The sequence below is a fragment of the Thermoanaerobacterium calidifontis genome (assembly GCF_055381745.1).
This window is the reverse complement of the sequence record NZ_AP042436.1, coordinates 1,575,566-1,594,401: the sequence shown is the minus strand read 5'-3', so window position 1 is coordinate 1,594,401 and position 18,836 is coordinate 1,575,566. Positions and strand designations below refer to the sequence as shown.

General features: G+C 33.2%; 21 protein-coding genes. 18 read left to right on the top strand and 3 right to left on the bottom strand.

The features are described from left to right. The first annotated feature begins 22 nt into the window (after positions 1-22). Genes rlmN through ACZ42G_RS08345 form a run of 7 tightly spaced genes read left to right on the top strand, consistent with a single transcriptional unit; the run spans position 23 to position 6,110 of the window. Positions 23-1,054 carry a dual-specificity RNA methyltransferase RlmN gene (rlmN, locus tag ACZ42G_RS08375; RefSeq protein WP_085112025.1) on the top strand — a complete coding sequence of 344 codons (1,032 nt, stop codon included), beginning with the start codon at positions 23-25 and terminating at the stop codon, positions 1,052-1,054. Between the two features lie 5 nt (positions 1,055-1,059). Continuing rightward, entirely contained in the window at positions 1,060-1,794 is a 735-nt protein-coding gene (locus ACZ42G_RS08370) for a Stp1/IreP family PP2C-type Ser/Thr phosphatase (RefSeq protein WP_045411886.1), read from the top strand. A 4-nt stretch (positions 1,795-1,798) separates the two neighbouring features. Continuing rightward, the gene (gene pknB, locus ACZ42G_RS08365; protein WP_274892841.1) at positions 1,799-3,709 is read left to right on the top strand and encodes a Stk1 family PASTA domain-containing Ser/Thr kinase; all 1,911 of its coding nucleotides are present in this window, start codon (positions 1,799-1,801) and stop codon (positions 3,707-3,709) included. Beyond that, the gene (gene rsgA / locus ACZ42G_RS08360) at positions 3,709-4,584 is read left to right on the top strand and encodes a ribosome small subunit-dependent GTPase A (protein ID WP_085112023.1); all 876 of its coding nucleotides are present in this window, start codon (positions 3,709-3,711) and stop codon (positions 4,582-4,584) included. Before pknB ends, rsgA begins: the two co-directional genes overlap by 1 nt. Positions 4,585-4,586: 2 nt before the next feature. After that, positions 4,587-5,240, top strand: coding sequence for a ribulose-phosphate 3-epimerase (rpe, locus tag ACZ42G_RS08355; RefSeq protein ID WP_045411894.1), 654 nt, complete (start codon positions 4,587-4,589; stop codon positions 5,238-5,240). Continuing rightward, positions 5,237-5,872, top strand: a complete 636-nt coding sequence (locus ACZ42G_RS08350) for a thiamine diphosphokinase (protein WP_464850063.1) — start codon at positions 5,237-5,239, stop codon at positions 5,870-5,872. Before rpe ends, ACZ42G_RS08350 begins: the two co-directional genes overlap by 4 nt. 52 nt (positions 5,873-5,924) lie before the next feature. Next, positions 5,925-6,110, top strand: coding sequence for a hypothetical protein (locus ACZ42G_RS08345; RefSeq protein ID WP_045411898.1), 186 nt, complete (start codon positions 5,925-5,927; stop codon positions 6,108-6,110). A 162-nt stretch (positions 6,111-6,272) separates the two neighbouring features. Here the strand turns inward: ACZ42G_RS08345 and rpmB are convergent, their stop codons facing one another. Next, positions 6,273-6,461, bottom strand: coding sequence for a 50S ribosomal protein L28 (gene rpmB, locus ACZ42G_RS08340; RefSeq protein WP_082243678.1), 189 nt, complete (start codon positions 6,459-6,461; stop codon positions 6,273-6,275). A 240-nt stretch (positions 6,462-6,701) separates the two neighbouring features. Between rpmB and ACZ42G_RS08335 the strand changes: the two genes are divergently transcribed. The 9 genes from ACZ42G_RS08335 (at position 6,702) to ACZ42G_RS08295 (ending at position 14,016) form a co-directional block, all read left to right on the top strand. Next, positions 6,702-7,052, top strand: a complete 351-nt coding sequence (locus ACZ42G_RS08335) for an Asp23/Gls24 family envelope stress response protein (protein ID WP_464850061.1) — start codon at positions 6,702-6,704, stop codon at positions 7,050-7,052. 46 nt (positions 7,053-7,098) lie between these two features. Then, a complete protein-coding gene (locus ACZ42G_RS08330; RefSeq protein ID WP_464852138.1) occupies positions 7,099-8,649 on the top strand; it encodes a DAK2 domain-containing protein in 1,551 nt (516 codons plus the stop codon). 8 nt (positions 8,650-8,657) lie between these two features. Then, entirely contained in the window at positions 8,658-10,706 is a 2,049-nt protein-coding gene (gene recG, locus ACZ42G_RS08325; RefSeq protein WP_464850059.1) for an ATP-dependent DNA helicase RecG, read from the top strand. A gap of 19 nt (positions 10,707-10,725) precedes the next feature. Beyond that, on the top strand, positions 10,726-11,568 hold the full coding sequence (locus ACZ42G_RS08320; RefSeq protein WP_013788149.1) for a DegV family protein: 843 nt from the start codon (positions 10,726-10,728) through the stop codon (positions 11,566-11,568). Between the two features lie 128 nt (positions 11,569-11,696). After that, the gene (locus ACZ42G_RS08315) at positions 11,697-11,924 is read left to right on the top strand and encodes an alpha/beta-type small acid-soluble spore protein (protein ID WP_274892838.1); all 228 of its coding nucleotides are present in this window, start codon (positions 11,697-11,699) and stop codon (positions 11,922-11,924) included. Positions 11,925-12,063: 139 nt separating this feature from the next. After that, the gene (locus ACZ42G_RS08310) at positions 12,064-12,291 is read left to right on the top strand and encodes an alpha/beta-type small acid-soluble spore protein (protein ID WP_013297985.1); all 228 of its coding nucleotides are present in this window, start codon (positions 12,064-12,066) and stop codon (positions 12,289-12,291) included. Positions 12,292-12,506: 215 nt separating this feature from the next. Continuing rightward, entirely contained in the window at positions 12,507-13,085 is a 579-nt protein-coding gene (gene rsmD, locus ACZ42G_RS08305; RefSeq protein ID WP_085112020.1) for a 16S rRNA (guanine(966)-N(2))-methyltransferase RsmD, read from the top strand. Further along, the gene (gene coaD / locus ACZ42G_RS08300; protein ID WP_085112019.1) at positions 13,060-13,539 is read left to right on the top strand and encodes a pantetheine-phosphate adenylyltransferase; all 480 of its coding nucleotides are present in this window, start codon (positions 13,060-13,062) and stop codon (positions 13,537-13,539) included. Before rsmD ends, coaD begins: the two co-directional genes overlap by 26 nt. A gap of 12 nt (positions 13,540-13,551) precedes the next feature. Next, a complete protein-coding gene (locus tag ACZ42G_RS08295) occupies positions 13,552-14,016 on the top strand; it encodes a hypothetical protein (protein WP_013788145.1) in 465 nt (154 codons plus the stop codon). Here ACZ42G_RS08295 and ylbJ read toward each other — a convergent pair whose 3' ends face one another. Together ylbJ and ACZ42G_RS08285 are read right to left on the bottom strand one after the other, a co-directional pair. Continuing rightward, positions 14,017-15,180: a sporulation integral membrane protein YlbJ gene (gene ylbJ, locus ACZ42G_RS08290; RefSeq protein WP_464850058.1), complete on the bottom strand. Its 1,164-nt coding sequence runs from the start codon at positions 15,178-15,180 to the stop codon at positions 14,017-14,019. A gap of 61 nt (positions 15,181-15,241) precedes the next feature. Beyond that, complete coding sequence (locus tag ACZ42G_RS08285) at positions 15,242-16,444, bottom strand: nucleotidyltransferase (protein ID WP_464850057.1); 1,203 nt, start codon at positions 16,442-16,444, stop codon at positions 15,242-15,244. A 144-nt stretch (positions 16,445-16,588) separates the two neighbouring features. On the opposite strand from ACZ42G_RS08285, the gene pta reads away from it, so the two are divergent. Both pta and ACZ42G_RS08275 read left to right on the top strand, forming a co-directional pair. Next, positions 16,589-17,575 carry a phosphate acetyltransferase gene (gene pta / locus ACZ42G_RS08280; RefSeq protein ID WP_085112016.1) on the top strand — a complete coding sequence of 329 codons (987 nt, stop codon included), beginning with the start codon at positions 16,589-16,591 and terminating at the stop codon, positions 17,573-17,575. Between the two features lie 26 nt (positions 17,576-17,601). Further along, entirely contained in the window at positions 17,602-18,804 is a 1,203-nt protein-coding gene (locus tag ACZ42G_RS08275; RefSeq protein WP_274892836.1) for an acetate kinase, read from the top strand. The last annotated feature ends 32 nt before the right edge of the window (positions 18,805-18,836 follow it).

The window sequence follows — 18,836 nt, the reverse complement described above, 5'->3', positions numbered from 1 at the left end:
TGAAATTTTGGAGGCGTTTTAATTGATAGATTTAAAAAACATGACTATTGATGAACTTGAAAAGTTTTTTCTTGACATTGGTGAAACAAAGTACAGAGCAAAGCAGGTTTTTCGTTGGATTTATAGAGGGGTTACCAGTTTTGATGACATGACTGATCTAAAGAAAGATTTAAGGCAAAAGTTGAAAAATATGGCCTTCATTTCTAATTTGCAAATTGCAAAAAAAGTCGTATCAAGTGAAGATGGAACAGCTAAGTATCTTTTTTTGCTGGATGATGAAAATATTGTTGAAGGTGTAGCGATAAAGTATAGCTTTGGTAATACATCTTGTATATCTACTCAAGTGGGATGTAATATGAGATGTTCGTTTTGTGCATCAGGGATTGGCGGTAAAGTCAGAAATTTAAAAGCATCTGAAATGGTAGACGAAGTCCTTATAATGAATAAAGATTATGGTAAGATCTCCAATATAGTGTTGATGGGCAGCGGTGAGCCATTTGATAACTATGATGAAGTTATGAAATTTATAAAAATTGTCAATAATCCATTTGGCATGGGCATAGGTGTTAGACATATTACTATCTCCACATGCGGAATTGTGCCTAAAATTTACGAATTTGCAGATGAAGGGTTAGGAGTTAATTTGTCTATTTCGCTTCATGCACCTACTGATGATTTGCGTTCACAGTTAATGCCCATAAATAAGGTTTATCCTATAAAAGATTTAATTGATGCATGTAGGTACTATATAGACAAAACTCATAGAAGGATAACTTTTGAATACTCGCTTATAAAAGGCGTAAATGATAGCTATGATATGAGCTTAAAACTGTCCAATCTCTTAAAGGGGCTTTTGTGTCATGTAAATTTAATACCAGTGAATTACGTCAACGAGATTGGCTATGAAAAGGCTGATAACGAGAAGATAATGGCTTTTAAGAATGTGCTTGAGAGAAGTGGCATTACATGTACAGTGAGGCGTGAACTTGGCAGTGACATCGATGCAGCTTGTGGTCAATTAAGAAGGAAATATTTAGCTGGAAGGGTGAAATGATTTAGATGTTAGTATATGCACTTACTGATAAGGGTAATGTAAGAGAAAATAATGAAGATTCATATTTTATTTCTACAGATGAAAGAATAAAACTTTTTATTGTAGCTGACGGCATGGGTGGATGTAATGGCGGTGAAGTTGCAAGCAGATACGCAATAGAGGTCATTACAAAGTATTTTTTTAGTAATTATAGTAGTTGTAATAAAAATGATGATTCGATAAAGAAATTTATTGAGGATGCGGTTAGAAGTGCAAACTCTCACGTTTTTAATGAATCTTTTTCGAATATAGACCTTACAGGAATGGGTACAACGCTAACTCTCCTTTTGATAGAGAATGGAAAATTTTTTATTGGTCACATAGGTGATAGCAGAGCATATTTAATAAGAGACGATAAGCTCATGCAGATTACTGAAGATCATTCTTATGTGGAAGAATTAGTGAAATTAGGCAGGATAACCCATGAAGAAGCAAGAAATCATCCACAGAAAAACATTATAACAAGGGCACTTGGCATCGATGAGGAAATAGAAGTAGATATATTTACTGGCGATGTTTTTAAAAATGATGTCTTTTTGCTGTGCACAGATGGATTGACAAATATGCTTACAGACGATTTGATTTTAAAGGAATTTAATAGTTCTGAAAGCATAGATAAGGCTTGCGATAATCTGATTAAAATGGCAAAACAAAATGGTGGCTTTGACAATATTACTATTGTGGCGGTAAAGGAGGTGTGACTATATGGTTGGTAAAATGCTTGGAAATCGATATGAGATACTGGAAAAGATAGGCGAAGGTGGTATGGCAAAGGTATATAAGGCAAAATGCCATCTTTTGAATAGGATTGTTGCCATAAAAGTATTGAGATCGGAATTTGTGTCAGATGAAGAGTTTGTAAGAAGGTTCAAAAGAGAATCACAAGCGGCAGCAAGCCTTTCTCATCCTAATATTGTCAGCATATATGATGTTGGACAAGAAGGAGATATATACTATATTGTAATGGAATATGTCAATGGAAAAACTTTAAAACAATTAATTAAGGAAACGAATGGACCTTTGCCTATACCAAAATCCTTGGATATAGCAAGGCAAGTATGTAGAGCGTTGGAACACGCTCATAAACATCATATTGTTCACAGAGACATTAAGCCACAAAATATATTGGTGACAGATGACAACATTGTAAAGGTAACAGACTTTGGCATTGCAAGAGCAGCTAATGGTTCTACCATAACATATGGTGGAGGAGATGTTCTTGGTACTGCTTACTATTTTTCGCCAGAACAGGCGAAAGGTGCCATGATAGACGAAAAGACCGATATATATTCGCTGGGAATTGTCATGTATGAAATGCTAACTGGCAAAGTTCCTTTTGAAGGTGAGAGCCCAATATCGGTTGCATTAAAGCATATACAGGAAAATATAGTACCACCATCAAAGTTGAATCCTCGAGTACCTTATAAACTTGACAAGATAGTTTTAAAGGCCACCGAAAAAGATATAAATTACAGATATAAAAGTGCGGCTGAACTTTTGAATGATATTGATACGTTTATAAGCGATCCAGATAAATTGATCATAGGTGATTTAACTGACAACAATGTTACGAGGGTCATGAAGGCGGAAGAAATTAACGAGAAGATTAAGGATTCAAAAACACCGAGCAAAAGAAAAGGAAGAAAAATTTTAAGAAATATAGGGATTGCAATATTGATTTTAGCGCTTATGGCATCACTGTCTTACGGTACTATGTATTTTTTAAACAACATGGCTACTGCAGCAGAAGTGAAAGTGCCTGATATAAAAGGTCAAACACTAGACAAAGCAACTACAATATTGGAAAATAACAATTTGAAGTTAAATATTTCAGACAGTCAATACAGCGATGCTCCGACCAACACTATTTTGTCACAAGATCCACCGGCAGGAGAGACTGTAAAGAAGGGTTCTACTGTTAACGTAGTAGTCAGCAAAGGAAAACAGAATTCCGTTGTTCCTAATGTCATAGGCAGTGAATACAGAGATGCTCAGTTGAAATTAAAAAATAGTGGGCTAAATGCAAATTTAATTTGGGACTACAATGATAGCTATCCAAATGGCTACGTGTATGATCAAAATCCAAGGCAAGGTGTGCAAGTTGAATACAATACTGTTGTTGATGTTTATGTAAGCAAAGGACCAGAAATGGTTACAGTTCCTAATGTCCAGAACATGTCGCTTGATGATGCGACAAAAGCTTTGGAAGATGTAGGACTTAAGGTTGGAAATGTAACTACACAACCAAGTGACAGCGTGCCTGATAATTTTGTGATCTCGCAAAGCATACCTCAGGGCACCAGCATTCAAAAGGGCAAATCTATCGATTTGATTGTGAGCCAATCAACACAGACGCAGCAGCAACAGCAACAGACGCAGACTCAATTGCCTCAAGGATATAAGACAAAAGAGATTACAATTAACTTGCCTAATCAAGAAGGCCCTATGAAAGTTGATGTTTATGTTATACAAGATGGCAATAAGACATTGCAGTATTCAAATACGTATACCTATGCAGACAGTCCAATAACAGTACCAGTTAGTGGTAAAGGCAATGTTATTATTGAAGTTGATATAAACGGCAATGTTTACGAAACGATGGGGGCGAAATTTTAGTGGTATTAGTAGGACGAATTATTAAAGGCATTGGAGGTTTTTACTATGTTTCCACCGAGCATGGCACCATAGAATGCCGTGCTCGTGGTAAATTTAGAATTTCCAATATTATACCTATTGTTGGAGACTACGTTGATGTCGAATCACAAAATTTAAAAGATGGATTCATAGTGAATATACATGACAGGAAAAACCAATTAGTAAGGCCACCTGTGTCAAATGTAGATCAAGCAATAATTACTTTTTCGATAGTTAATCCTGATTTAAACAGATTGCAGCTTGATAAAATGATAATATTAACTGAAGTAAACGAGATAAATCCCATCATCTGCATAAATAAGGTTGATTTAGTTAATGAAGATGAATACATGCCAATATACAATACATATAAAAAATTAGGGTACGAAGTGATTACTACTTCCAAATACGATAACATTGGAATCGACAAGTTAAAAACAATTCTAAAAGGTAAAACTTCTTTTTTTACAGGTCCATCTGGCGTAGGAAAATCTTCTTTGATAAATTGTATTCATGGGCATGAAAGGCAAGAGATTGGAGATTTAAGTGAAAAGCTTAATAGAGGAAAGCATACGACAAGAAATGTGGAGTTAATACCTATTGATGGTGGCTATGTATTGGATACGCCTGGCTTTACCTCTCTAAATCTTGATATTGATGAAAAAAATCTCAAAAATTTTTATAAAGATTTTCAAGTCTTTGAAACAGAATGTAGATTTAATTCGTGCTTACATATTAATGAACCTGATTGTGGAGTTAAAAGTGCTGTTGAGAGTGGGATGATTGATAGAACAAGGTACTCAAATTATTTAAGTTTATATAATGAACTAAAAGCGAACAGAAGGAGGAAATATTAATAATGGAAATTTCTCCGTCGATTTTATCGGCTGACTTTGGAAATTTGTTATCTGATATACGAAAAGTTGAAGTAGAGAAACCCGAGTATTTGCATATAGATATTATGGATGGGCATTTTGTCCCTAATATAACGATTGGACCATTGGTATTAAATGCTTTAAAAGGCAAAACCAAGATTCCATTTGACGTTCATTTAATGATAGAAGAGCCTGACAAATACGTAAAAGAATTTGTCGATGCTGGAGCCAAAAATATAACAGTACATCAGGAAGCATGTGTACATCTAGACAGAACTTTGCAATTGATAAAGTCAATGGGTATAAATGCAAGCGTGGCACTAAACCCTGCTACATCTTTAGATACATTAAGATATGTATTGTCATCAGTTGATATGGTGTTGATTATGACTGTAAACCCTGGTTTTGGAGGGCAAGTATTTATAGATGGCATGTATGAAAAAATTCGAGAATTAGCATCAATTAGAAATGAAAAGGGATTGAATTTTAAGATAGAAGTTGATGGAGGTATTAATATTGATAATATAAAGGATGTAGTTTTGGCTGGAGCTGATGTGATTGTGGCTGGTTCGTTTATATTTGCCAATGGAGATCCTGGTGAAAATTTAAAAAAACTTAGAGAGGCAGCACTAAAATGAAGGTTTGTATTATCTCAAATGGAGAATTTAAAGATTCCAACTATTTTAAAAAACCAATCGATGAATGCGACGTGGTAATCTGTGCGGATGGTGGAGCTAATATAGCTTACAAATTAGGCATAATGCCAAATTACATCGTAGGTGATTTGGATTCAGCGGATGATAAAATTATAGATTATTATTTGCAACAAGGTGTAATCATTGAAAAACATCCTACTATGAAAGACGAGACGGATAGTCAACTTGCAACGATAAAGGCTATAGACATAGGAGCTAATGAGATCGTGTATTTAGCGACGATAGGAAGTAGATTTGATCATTCATTAGCAAATTTGTCGCTTTTATTGTACCTTCTTAAGAGAAAAATAAAGGGAAAAATTTTGAGCGAAAAAAATGAAGTTTATCTTATTGATGATTTTATCGAATTGGAAGGCAAATCAGGTGATGTAGTTTCATTGATTCCGTACAGTTTAGACGTTAGAGGGATTTACACTGAAGGGTTGTTTTATCCTTTATCTGGTCAAGATATGTCTTTAGAGATGCCTTATGGGATTAGCAATGTATTTACAGATAGTAAGATTAAGATAAAGATAAATAGTGGTTATTTGCTTGTGATAAAATCTAAAGATTAGCACAAAATCTGCTCCTTTCGAATAAAATATTGAAAGAAAGGAGTGGATTTTTATGTGGAATAAAATTTATAGAAAAATTAGAATATTAAATAAAAAACTGAATTATTCAATTGGATATATTATAATTTCGCTTGGAATATTTATAATTGTATTGTACATACCAAGTTGGCTGTGGATGATACTTTTAGGATTTGCTGTAATAATGATTGGTTATTTTATTAATGCATATTTCAAATAGTAGATAAATAGTTTAGAAGTAAAAGGATAAAGGGGGATGCATATGAGTAAAAAAAAGGAACCTAAAATATACTACATTAGAATTCCTGATTTTATAAAAAAAATTTTGTCGTCATTTGCTAAGAGCAAAAAATAAAAAGCGTGCATATATGCACGTCTTTCTTTATATGGCTCTCTTAACTCTTCCTGATCTTAAGCATTTTGTACAAACATTCAATCTTACAGGTGTACCGTCCACTATGGCTTTAACACGCTTTAAGTTTGGCTGCCATTTTTTGATTGATTTTCTGTGGGAATGGCTGTATTGATATCCCGCCATTGGAGTTTTTCCGCATACTTCACATTTTCTCATCATGTGCACCTCCTCTTTGTCAACACTAACATTTTAGCAAAAAAATTAATAGACTTCAAGAAAAATAATTACACACTCTTTTATTATATCCACACAACAATGATATTTTAACATTATATTTTAATGCTGTAAATACTTTTTAATTAAAATTTGCATTAGCTTAAAATATAACAATTTTTTTCTTTATTGATGATTTAATTTGGATAAGGTAAAATATAATTATAATAGGAGGTTTTAAAAATGGAGCAAACAAAAAATAATTTAGGGAAAATAGATATTTCTGCAGACGTAATTGCATCTATGGCTAGTTATGCCACATCTGAATGTTATGGCATAGTGGGCTTAGGAAAACGTGGACCTGACGGGCTTATAGAGCTTTTCAAAAATGAGCAGTCAGGTAAAGGCATAAAGGTTGTATATGATGAAGACGGTATTGTTATAGATTTGTACATTGTTGTTGAATATGGAGTCAACATTAAGACAGTTGCTGCAAATATCATTGAAAAAGTCAAATACACTATAGAGACATATACAGGTGTTAATGTTAAAAATATCGTTGTAAATGTACAAAGCATAAAAGTTGATTTTTGAGGAGGAAAAACGGTTGGATCGCTTAGATGTTAATACTTTAAAACGCATGTTTAAGGCTGGATCCCAGTACTTAATAAATAAATCAGATGAAGTAAATAAATTAAATGTCTTTCCTGTTCCAGATGGTGATACAGGTTCTAACATGGCTCATACATTAGATTTTGCTGTTAAAGAAATGGAAAAAGCCTCTGATGATATGAATGAAGTTCTAAATAACCTTTCCAGAGGTGCTCTCTTAGGTGCCAAAGGAAATTCAGGGGTGATTTTATCTCAAATAATTAGGGGATTTGCCAAAAGCCTTTTGAACCATGATGAAATCACGACAAAAGATTTTGCTGAAGCTTTAAATGCTGGTTCAGCGATTGCATATAAGGCAGTTATGAAACCTACGGAAGGTACTATTCTGACTGTAGTAAGAGATTGTGCAAATGAGGCTTTGAAACTAACTTCTATTAATGACTTTGGGATTTTTATGGAGAAGATTGTAAAAGCTGCCTCAGAATCAGTGAAAAGAACGCCTGACTTATTGCCGGTGTTAAAGCAAGCTAATGTAGTTGATTCTGGTGGACAAGGCTTTTTATTTATGCTAATAGGAATGTTAGAAGCCATAAAAGGGCATGAGATAGCTGTTCAGCATGTTGTTGAAGACATCCATAAAAAAGAAAGTAATATTGCAGATATAAAGTTTACTTATTGTACGGAGATGCTTATTGATGCAAAATCTAAGAATTCTTCTAAGCTTAAAGCTGAAATTGAATCTTTTGGTGACAGTATAATCGTTGTTGGAGATGAAGATTTAATAAAAGTTCATATACATACTAATTCTCCTGGACTAGTATTGCAGAAAGGCTTAGAGTATGGGGAACTGGTAAAAGTCAAGATTGACAATATGAAACTACAGCATGAAAATGTAATTTTTGAATCAAACAAAGACAGAAATACTCATGCCAAAAAATATGGCTTTCTGGCTGTTTCACCAGGTGAAGGGATAAGCAGTTTGTTTCAAGATTTGGGGTGTGATATCGTAATAGATGGTGGACAAACTATGAATCCCAGCGCTTTGGATATATTAAATGGCTTAAAAGAAATAAATGCAGAAAATATAATTGTCTTTCCGAATAATAAAAATGTAGTTATGACATGTGAACAAGCTAAAAGTTTATCAGACAAAAATGTGCATGTCATAAATACTTACAGCTTTAATCAGGCTATAAGTGCCATGATAAACTTTGATGTCAATGCAAGCGTAGATGATGCGATCAAAAATATAAATGATACTATCGATAAGGTTACAACGGTAGAAATAACTTATTCTATAAGAGATACTGTATTAGATGGAGTGGAAATCAAGACTGGAGAAATTTTAGGATTTGTAAATGGACAATTTGCAGATAAAGGTACTGACTACAATGAAGTAGCAAGACAAATAGTGTCAAATGCTGTTTCTGCTGATACTTCAATAATAACCATTTATTATGGAAAAGAAGTTGAAGAAGAAGATGCAAAAAAATTGTTAAATACCATAGTATTTGATGGCGATGTGGATCTCCAATACGGCGGACAGCTTCTATACTATTATGTGATTTCGATTGAATAGGTGATTTTATGGATCTTTCAAAACCAATACAATATGTAAAAGGTGTTGGTCCAAAGAGAGCATTACTGCTTAAAAAAATTGGTATTGAAACTGTAAAGGATGCATTGGAGTATTATCCCAGAGAATATGAAGACAGAGAGAAAATAATTCCTATAGATATGTTGAAGATTGGTGAAAAGCAAACTTTTAAAGCGTACATCGCAGGGAAAGCGAGAGAATATAGGATCAAGGGACTAATAATCACGAAAGTACCTGTTAAAGATGGAAGTGGGGCTTTAGAACTTGTTTGGTACAACCAGCCGTACGTTAAAAATAATTTCAAATTAGGTGAAGAGTATATAGTAAATGGCAAGGTTTCCTATAAATATGGACAAGTGTACGTGGAAAACCCAACTATGGATAAAAGTGATGTTTTAAATCTAAATGCAGGACGAATTGTGCCGATATATAAGTTGACAGATGGATTAAGTCAAAAGATTTTAAGAAATATAATTTATAGCCTTTTAAAAGAGTATATAAATGAAATAGAGGAAATTTTCGACGAGGATTTTTTGACAGAATATGATTTATTGGGAATAAGCGAAGCCATAAAAAATATCCATTTTCCAGAGTCATCAGAAATGTTAGAGAGAGCTAAATATAGACTTATATTTCAAGAATTTTTTATTTTGCAATTGGGGTTAAATTTGATTAAAAATAGGTATGATATTGATAAATCAGGCATAAAGTTTAAACGTGTAGATTTAAGAGAATTCTTAGACAATTTAAAATTTAAGCTTACTAAAGCACAGGATAAAGCTTTAAACGAAATCTTAAATGATATGTATTCAGGGAAAGTGATGAATAGACTTTTACAAGGTGATGTCGGCTCTGGAAAGACGGTTATAGCAGCGGCAGCAATGTATGTCGCAGTAAAGAATGGATATCAGGCGTCCATATTGGCGCCAACAGAAATACTTGCAAAACAACACTATTTATCATTAAAAGAGTTGTATGATAAGTTAGGTATTAAAACGGAATTGTTGACAGGAAGCATCAGCAATAAAAGAAAAAATTTAATAATAGAGAAAGTAAAAAATGGTGAGATTGATGTATTAGTTGGTACACATTCTTTAATTGAAGATAATGTTCAGTTTAAAAATTTAGGTTTGGCAATAACAGATGAACAACATAGATTTGGAGTTCGCCAAAGAGCTGTGTTTAAAGATAAAGGCAATCAAACTAATGTTCTTGTAATGACAGCAACGCCTATTCCAAGAACTTTAGCATTAATGCTTTATGGAGATTTGGATATGTCTATAATAGACGAATTGCCTCCAGGAAGAAAGAAAGTTGAAACGTATGCAGTAAGTGGAGCTTTAAGAGAAAGGGCTTATAAATTCGTCGTAAATGAAATAAAAAAAGGACACCAAGCTTACATAGTTTGTCCACTTATAGAGGATTCACAAACTATATATGCAAAATCGGCAGAGGTGGTTTATGAAGAAATTTATAAGGGAGTCTTTAAGGATTTTAGAGTTGGCTTAGTTCATGGTGGAATGAATTCAAGCGATAAGGACAAAGTGATGAGTGAATTTGTTGATGGGGAAATTGATATATTAGTCTCTACAACAGTTATTGAAGTTGGTGTAAATGTTCCAAACGCAACAGTAATTGTCATTGAAAACGCAGAGAGATTTGGATTGGCTCAGTTGCATCAATTAAGGGGACGTGTAGGAAGATCGTCATATCAATCTTATTGCATTTTGATAGCTTACTCATATTCCGATGTTGTCAAAAAAAGATTGAAGGTGATGACTGAAACAAATGATGGTTTTAAAATTGCAGAAAAAGATTTGGAGATAAGGGGACCAGGAGAATTTTTTGGAGTAAAGCAACATGGATTGCCTGAACTTAAATTGGCCAATTTATTTGATGATATAGAAACATTAAAACTGGCTCAAAATGCTGTAGAAAGATTTATAAGCGATGATGGTAATTTTGAAAAGCATAGTAAAATGAAAGCAGAATTGATAGAGCGATTTAAGGATAAATTAGAAGGAATCATATTAAATTAATTGCTGGGAGGAAAAGATAATGGGAAAGATAGCCATAGTGACAGATAGTGTATCTGATATTCCAGATGATATTGTAAAACTATATGATATATATGTTGTGCCGCTGACAGTTGATATTGATGGTATATCTTATAAAGACGGAGTAGATATAAAAAAAGATGAATTTTACGATTTGATAAATTCCGGGAAAATGCCTAACACTTCACAAGTATCACCTATTGAATTTATGGATGTTTTTAGTGATTTGTTGAAAAGTTATGATGAAATAATCTGTATTTTAATGTCATCAAAATTGAGTGGTACATATCAGTCAGCATTGTTGGCTAAAGACAATTTAAAAAATCAAAACATAACAGTGATTGATTCTAAAAATTTTTCTTTAGGCGAGGGATTTATTGTCATCGAAGCTGGAAAAATGGCGTGTAATGGCAACACCAGTGATGAGATAATTGCCAGAGTGACAAACATGATACCAAAAATTAGCTATACAATGATCTTTGATTCGTTGGATTATCTTTACAAAGGAGGACGATTAAAAAAGACGCAGGCGATTTTAGGAAGTATTTTAAATATTAAGCCAATACTGGTTAATAATGATGGTGAATTAGAAATAAAGGACAAGGTTAGAGGTCGAAAAAATGCTATAAAGTGGATTATAAATTACATGAGAGAGACTAAAGTCGATTTTACTAAAAAAGAGATTGGACTTTTACATACTGACAGGGAAGAGTTTATGTTAGAAATTGAGAATGCAATTCGCAACGAATTTGGTGCAACTAATTTTATTAGAAATAGGGCCGGTTGTACAGTTGGAGTTCATGCTGGACCGTCTGCTGTTGGAATATTTTTTGAATTTAATTAAATTTTATTTTAAATTAAGTTTTAACGCCATTTTTGTCATCTCGAAACAAAATTGCTAAATAAATTATAGTTTATTGATGTTACTATTGGGCAAATTAATATTGAAATCATTAAATGGAGGTGATAAAAATGGCAGCAGGTTCAGAGACAAAAAATCCTCTTGTAGTAAGAGAAGCTAAGCAAGCTATGAGCAAATGGAAATATGAAATAGCAAGCGAACTTGGAATAAATCCTCCAGCCGATGGTTATTGGGGTACACTTACATCCCGTGATTGCGGCGCTGTAGGTGGCCACATGGTAAAAAAGATGATCCAAATGGCTGAAAGCCAAATCGCTAATAAAGGCACACTTAGATAACAAAAGATACCCGCAAGGGTATCTTTTTAAATAGATTTTCATGAATATATCTCAACAATATATAAGAAAATATTAACATGAATATATAAATTAATATGTGGCAAATTAATATTGAAATCATTAAATGGAGGTGATAAAAATGGCAGCAGGTTCAGAGACAAAAAATCCTCTTGTAGTAAGAGAAGCTAAGCAAGCTATGAGCAAATGGAAATATGAAATAGCAAGCGAACTTGGAATAAATCCTCCAGCCGATGGTTATTGGGGTACACTTACATCCCGTGATTGCGGCGCTGTAGGTGGCCACATGGTAAGAAAGATGATCCAAATGGCTGAAAGCCAAATCGCTAATAATGGAACATTGAAGTAATTAAATTAAAAGGGTAGCCAGTTGCGGTTACCCTTTTTAATTAAAATTTAATCCAGGTAGTAATCTACCTGGATTGGGAGAGGAGAAATTGAAGGAAGAATTTTGGGGAAATTGGTTTCCCAAGTATATTATTTGCCATGTTTTAAAAGTTTTATACATAATTTTGTATCTAATCGTAAAATGTGCTAAAATATTTTAGTATTGGAGGTGTGATTTTGAGGGTTATATCTGGCATAGCTAAAGGCAGAAAATTAAAATGTCCACCTGGGAAGGCAATTAGACCTACGTCTGACATGGTTAAAGAATCGCTTTTCAATATAATAGGTGCTGATATATACGATTCTATATTTTTAGATTTATTTTCTGGTACAGGCAGTATTGGCATTGAAGCATTAAGTAGAGGAGCTAATATTTGCTACTTTGTAGAAAAAGTATATAATAATATTAAATACATAAATGATAATGTTAAATTGCTTGGCTCTATTGATAGTGCAGTGATTTTGCATATGGATGCATTGCATGCTTTAGATTATTTTAGTAAGAATAATATTAAGTTTGATATTATATACATTGATCCGCCGTATTACAATAACTTATATGTTGAACCGCTAAATAAAATAAGTGAATATGAGTTATTGAATACAAATGGTTACGCAATTGTTGAGCATCATAAAAATGATTTTTTAGAAGAAAAGTACGGCAGCTTGCAAAAATTTAGGATGAAAAAATATGGAGAAACGATATTAACATTTTTTAAGGAGGCAACAGATGAATATAGCAGTATATCCGGGTAGTTTTGATCCTGTTACAAATGGGCATTTAGATGTTATAAAAAGAGCAGCAAAAGTTTTCGATAAATTAATTGTAGCGGTGCTTGTTAATCCATCTAAAACTCCTATGTTTTCATTGGAAGAACGGGTGGAAATGTTAAAAGAAGTAACTGCTGACATTGAAAATGTGGAAATTGATAGTTTTTCTGGTTTGCTTATAGAGTATTTAGAAAAAGTAAATTCAAAGATTATTGTAAAAGGACTGCGAATGGTTTCGGATTTTGAATATGAATTTCAGATGGCTTTGATAAACAAAAAGTTAAATCCTGATGTTGAAACTATATTTTTTATGACAAGCAATAAATATGGATATCTAAGCTCCAGCATAGTTAAAGAAGTAGCAAAGTTTGGGGGGTGCTTATCGGATCTCGTTCCAGATTCAGTAATTGAAAAGATATTACGAAAAATTAAAGATTAAGGGGGCATTTCATTGGAAGTGGCTGATAATTTAGAAGTATTAGAACTGTTAGATTCATTGGAGGATTATATCGAGAAAAGTTCCACCATACCTCTGTCGCAAAAAACCTTGATAAATAAGGATGAAATCTTGGAAATTATAAAGCAAATCAGGATTAAGTTGCCAGACGAATTAAAAAAAGCAGAGTGGATTAAACAAGAAAGACAAAAAATATTGATAGAAGCCCAGCAAGATGCTGAAACGATTTTAAAAGAAGCTGAGCAGAGAATTAATCAAATGGTGAATGAAAATGAAATTGTTAAAAAAGCTGAAAAAAAAGCGGCAGAAATAATAGCTCAAGCGCAGACTAATGCAAAGGAAATAAGACTTGGAAGTAAAGATTATGCTGATGAACTGTTAGCTAAATTGGAAAAAAATGTTTCAGAATTATTAAATACGATAAAGAATAATAGGAATGAACTAAGAGGCATTAAATAATCATGCCTCTTTATTTGTTATGGAAGTTATAATGACAAGAAAAATAACAGATAAAATTGAGATCACAAACATAAGTGAGGATATTTCAAATATGCTTATCATATTTTTCGCGCTTCCTTGATAAAAAGCTTCTGAAACTGCTACATTGTCAATGTTTATAAATTTCATAAAGACAAAGGAGAACAATCCAGCAAAAACGCTATGAATAGCTTTTGCAATTAAATACGGCAAGTAGCTTATCTTTGTATTATTAATGACACCTATTACTTGTCCATGCGTTGACAGACCACCCCATGCTAAAATTGAGCTTATTAATATGACTTTTTGGTATAATGGCGCCGTTGCTTGGCTAATCATATTTGAACCTATTGTGATTTCCATTAAGCCGCTTAAATATCCAGCAATCAAATTTTTGTTAAAACCAATTGCTTCAAATATCGGTGTAATAATCTTTTCTATAGCGTCTATTAAACCGTATACCTTTAGAAATTCTATTAAAACTGAAAATGTTATAATATAACCGCCTATCATGATTATTGTGTTCATGGAGTCTTTAACTGCACTTCCTAAGATTTCTCCAAAATTAGCTATTAAATCATCAGGATTGCTTTGACGAATATTATGGTATTCTGAACTTTTTAAATTTTCATTTTCGATATTATAGTTTCTAAAAATTATACCAGTAGTAATTGCTGCTAAATAATTTGATAACATTATTATATAACCAATTGTAGAGCTATTAAACATCCCCATGGCGACTACGCCTAACATAAATAGTGGTCCAGAGTTGTTGCAAAATGTCATTAACCTTTCAGCTTCGGCTGTATTTAAAAGTTTTTCTTCCCACAATCTTTTTATTATTTGCGCACCAACAGGATACCCAGATGTGTATCCAACGGCCATTGCAAAACCACCGTTGCCAGAAACATTGAATATTGGACGCATTATAGGCTCTAAAAATTTACCAAGCATTTTGACAAATCCTAATCGTACCAGCATTTCAGACCCGATGAAAAAGGGAAGTAACGCTGGGAATACTGTAAAAAGCCATAGATTGATTCCTGACTTTGCAGCAGCAAGCGAATTTTTTGGAAATATGATAATTGAAATAACGAGAAATAAGACAAACACAATCGATAAAGCCTTTGTTTTATCTTCTTTCAATATTGTTCCCCCTTTGAAGTTTCCATAGTATATTTTTATTAAAGAGGGGGAAATAAAATGATTATTTTACTATAAACTTTTTAGTAAAATCCAAACTTGAAACTGGTTCATTTGTATATGCAAGCGTATATATGTCTGTTGCTTTTAAATCTATTTCAAACATTTCTGTGTTAGACAGGATTTTGTTGTATTCAGAAACTTTAGTGATAATTGGTATACTTGCTTTGTTTTTAATTTCTTTTAAAAGTTTTAAACCTTTCTTAGTGGCGCCTAATATTCTTATATAATTTGGCCCATCAAATTTTAAATAAATGCTTGAATCAATATCCAATAAGACGTGCATCATTATCCGCCTTATTCTGCTTTCGGTATACCTTTTAGTTTTGATGTAGCCGATTATGTCGCTTAAATTATTGTAAAGAGATGAAGCTTTTTTTATACGGTTTTCTAAGCCTTCTGTAACGTCAAAAACATCTTTTACTGATGCATCATTTCTCAAACGATAAACTACTATTTTAGCAAAATCATTTAAAGTAACGGGACCATGACCTTCTGCAATGCAATTTTTTAAAATTTCAAGAGAATATTGTGGCATATATTTTTCTAATATAGAATAGTTTTTATCATTTATAGCCTTTCTAAGATATGTAGCACTCGCAAAAGATTCTACTGTTTCCAGAGAATTATAGCCTGGCCCAAATCTTTTTAATGTCAAAGGTTTAATATTGCTATTTAACTTGATTAAGCTTTTTATGTATTCAATTCCAAGTATGTTATTTGGATTTCCGATAATGTCAATGATGTTTTCTCCAAAATATTTTAATAACGCTAATTCACGTGCTTTTGCATATGTGATGCCGTTTTTTAAATAATTTTTCAAAAGCGCTTTATAGTCTTCTGGCTCATCTAACAGAAATTTTGATATTTGGTATAATTCGTCAATAAAGCCATGTTCGCTTCCAAACGATATGTAATCAACGATGTGTAATGAATCAAGTAGTTTTATTGCACCGTAAGCAAATTTTTCCGCAGTGGAAACAGCGTATATTGTAGGCAGCTCAATGACTAAATCTATTCCGGATAATAGTGCTGATTCCGTTCTTGACCACTTATCTATTATAGAAGGAATGCCACGCTGCACAAAATTGCCGCTCATTACTGCTACCACAAAGTCTGCTTTTGTCATTTCGATAGATTTTTTTATGTGATATATATGTCCATTGTGAAGTGGATTGTATTCTACAATTAAACCTAATACGCTCATAATATGCGCCTTTCTAAAAAATTATTAATTGTACTTATTATTTTATAAAAAATATGTTAAAATGTAAAATGTGTATACAATATATTTCTTCTTTTTAAAGGAGAAATATATAAAGATAAATATTTTGGAGGAAGGGACGATTTTATGAGTATTATTCAAAGTATCATTGAAAAAGCCAAAAGTGACAAAAAGAAAATTGTTTTGCCGGAAGGTGCGGAACCGAGGACATTAAAGGCTGCTGAGATAGTACTAAAAGAGGGAATCGCAGATTTAGTGCTTCTGGGAAATGAGGACGAGATAAAAAGTGCAGCAAAAGATTTGGACATATCCAAAGCAGAAATCATTGACCCTGTAAAGTCTGAAATGTTTGATAGGTATGCTAATGATTTTTATGAATTAAGAAAGAGCAAGGGAATTACTTTAGAAAAAGCCAGAGAAACAATCAAAGATAATATTTATTTTGGATGTATGATGGTTAAAGAAGGTTATGCTGATGGATTGGTATCTGGCGCTATTCATGCTACTGCAGATTTATTAAGACCAGCATTTCAGATAATTAAAACGGCTCCAGGAGCAAAGATAGTATCAAGCTTTTTTATAATGGAAGTACCTAATTGCGAATATGGCGAAAATGGTGTATTTTTGTTTGCTGATTGTGCAGTTAATCCATCGCCTAATGCAGAAGAACTTGCTTCTATTGCTGTACAATCTGCTAATACTGCGAAGAATTTGTTGGGCTTTGAACCAAAAGTTGCGATGCTTTCATTTTCCACAAAGGGCAGTGCATCACATGAATTAGTAGACAAAGTAAGAAAAGCGACAGAGATAGCAAAGGATTTGATGCCAGATGTTGCTATCGACGGTGAATTGCAATTAGATGCCGCTCTTGTAAAAGAAGTTGCAGAGTTAAAAGCTCCAGGAAGCAAAGTTGCAGGATATGCAAATGTTCTTATATTCCCTGACTTACAAGCTGGCAACATAGGATATAAGCTTGTGCAGAGGTTAGCTAAGGCAAATGCAATCGGACCGATAACACAAGGAATGGGTGCACCAGTTAATGATTTATCAAGAGGATGCAGTTATAGAGACATTGTCGATGTAATAGCAACAACAGCTGTACAGGCTCAATAAAATGTAAAGTATGGAGGATGAAAACTATGAAAATACTGGTTATTAATTGCGGAAGCTCTTCACTGAAATATCAATTGATCGAATCTACTGATGGGAATGTGCTGGCGAAAGGTCTTGCTGAAAGGATCGGCATAAATGATTCTCTATTGACGCATAACGCTAACGGAGAAAAAATCAAGATAAAAAAAGACATGAAAGATCACAAAGACGCAATAAAATTAGTTTTAGATGCTTTGGTAAACAGCGATTATGGTGTTATAAAGGATATGTCTGAGATAGATGCTGTAGGTCATAGAGTTGTTCATGGAGGAGAATCTTTTACATCATCAGTTCTTATAAATGATGAAGTGTTAAAAACAATAACAGATTGCATAGAATTGGCCCCACTGCATAATCCTGCTAACATAGAAGGAATTAAAGCTTGCCAGCAAATTATGCCAAACGTTCCAATGGTGGCAGTATTCGATACAGCTTTTCATCAGACAATGCCTGATTATGCATATCTTTATCCAATACCTTACGAATACTACACAAAGTATAGAATAAGAAGATATGGATTTCATGGTACGTCGCATAAATATGTTTCAAATAGGGCTGCAGAGATTTTAAATAGGCCTATTGAAGATTTAAAAATTATAACATGTCATCTTGGAAATGGTTCCAGTATTGCTGCCGTCAAATATGGTAAATCAATTGACACAAGCATGGGATTTACGCCATTAGAAGGTTTGGCTATGGGTACACGATCTGGAAACATAGATCCATCTATCATTTCTTATCTTATGGAGAAAGAAAATATAAGCGCTGAAGAAGTAGTAAATATATTAAACAAAAAATCAGGTGTTTACGGTATTTCAGGAATAAGCAGCGATTTTAGAGATTTAGAAGATGCTGCATTTAAAAATGGAGATGGAAGAGCTCAACTCGCTTTAAATGTATTTACGTATCGAGTAAAGAAGACGATTGGCGCTTATGCAGCAGCTATGGGAGGTGTTGATGCCATTGTATTTACAGCAGGTGTTGGTGAAAATGGACCGGAGATACGAGAATTTATACTAGATGGATTAGAGTTCTTAGGGTTTAGCTTGGATAAGGAAAAAAATAAGGTGAGAGGTAAAGAAACTATTATATCTACGCCAAATTCAAAAGTTAGCGTGATGGTTGTCCCGACTAATGAAGAATACATGATCGCTAAAGACACTGAAAAGATTGTAAAGAGTATAAAATAGCATTCTTGACAAATGTTTACCCCATTAGTATA

Coding starts and splice junctions, on each gene's coding strand:
- ACZ42G_RS08370 (WP_045411886.1), top strand. CDS start 1,060: ATGTTAGTATATGCACTTACTGATAAGGGTAATGTAAGAGAAAATAAT.
- pknB (WP_274892841.1), top strand. CDS start 1,799: ATGGTTGGTAAAATGCTTGGAAATCGATATGAGATACTGGAAAAGATA.
- rpe (WP_045411894.1), top strand. CDS start 4,587: ATGGAAATTTCTCCGTCGATTTTATCGGCTGACTTTGGAAATTTGTTA.
- ACZ42G_RS08350 (WP_464850063.1), top strand. CDS start 5,237: ATGAAGGTTTGTATTATCTCAAATGGAGAATTTAAAGATTCCAACTAT.
- ACZ42G_RS08345 (WP_045411898.1), top strand. CDS start 5,925: ATGTGGAATAAAATTTATAGAAAAATTAGAATATTAAATAAAAAACTG.
- rpmB (WP_082243678.1), bottom strand. CDS start 6,461: ATGAGAAAATGTGAAGTATGCGGAAAAACTCCAATGGCGGGATATCAA.
- ACZ42G_RS08335 (WP_464850061.1), top strand. CDS start 6,702: ATGGAGCAAACAAAAAATAATTTAGGGAAAATAGATATTTCTGCAGAC.
- ACZ42G_RS08330 (WP_464852138.1), top strand. CDS start 7,099: ATGTTTAAGGCTGGATCCCAGTACTTAATAAATAAATCAGATGAAGTA.
- recG (WP_464850059.1), top strand. CDS start 8,658: ATGGATCTTTCAAAACCAATACAATATGTAAAAGGTGTTGGTCCAAAG.
- ACZ42G_RS08320 (WP_013788149.1), top strand. CDS start 10,726: ATGGGAAAGATAGCCATAGTGACAGATAGTGTATCTGATATTCCAGAT.
- ACZ42G_RS08315 (WP_274892838.1), top strand. CDS start 11,697: ATGGCAGCAGGTTCAGAGACAAAAAATCCTCTTGTAGTAAGAGAAGCT.
- ACZ42G_RS08310 (WP_013297985.1), top strand. CDS start 12,064: ATGGCAGCAGGTTCAGAGACAAAAAATCCTCTTGTAGTAAGAGAAGCT.
- coaD (WP_085112019.1), top strand. CDS start 13,060: ATGAATATAGCAGTATATCCGGGTAGTTTTGATCCTGTTACAAATGGG.
- ACZ42G_RS08285 (WP_464850057.1), bottom strand. CDS start 16,444: ATGAGCGTATTAGGTTTAATTGTAGAATACAATCCACTTCACAATGGA.
- pta (WP_085112016.1), top strand. CDS start 16,589: ATGAGTATTATTCAAAGTATCATTGAAAAAGCCAAAAGTGACAAAAAG.
- ACZ42G_RS08275 (WP_274892836.1), top strand. CDS start 17,602: ATGAAAATACTGGTTATTAATTGCGGAAGCTCTTCACTGAAATATCAA.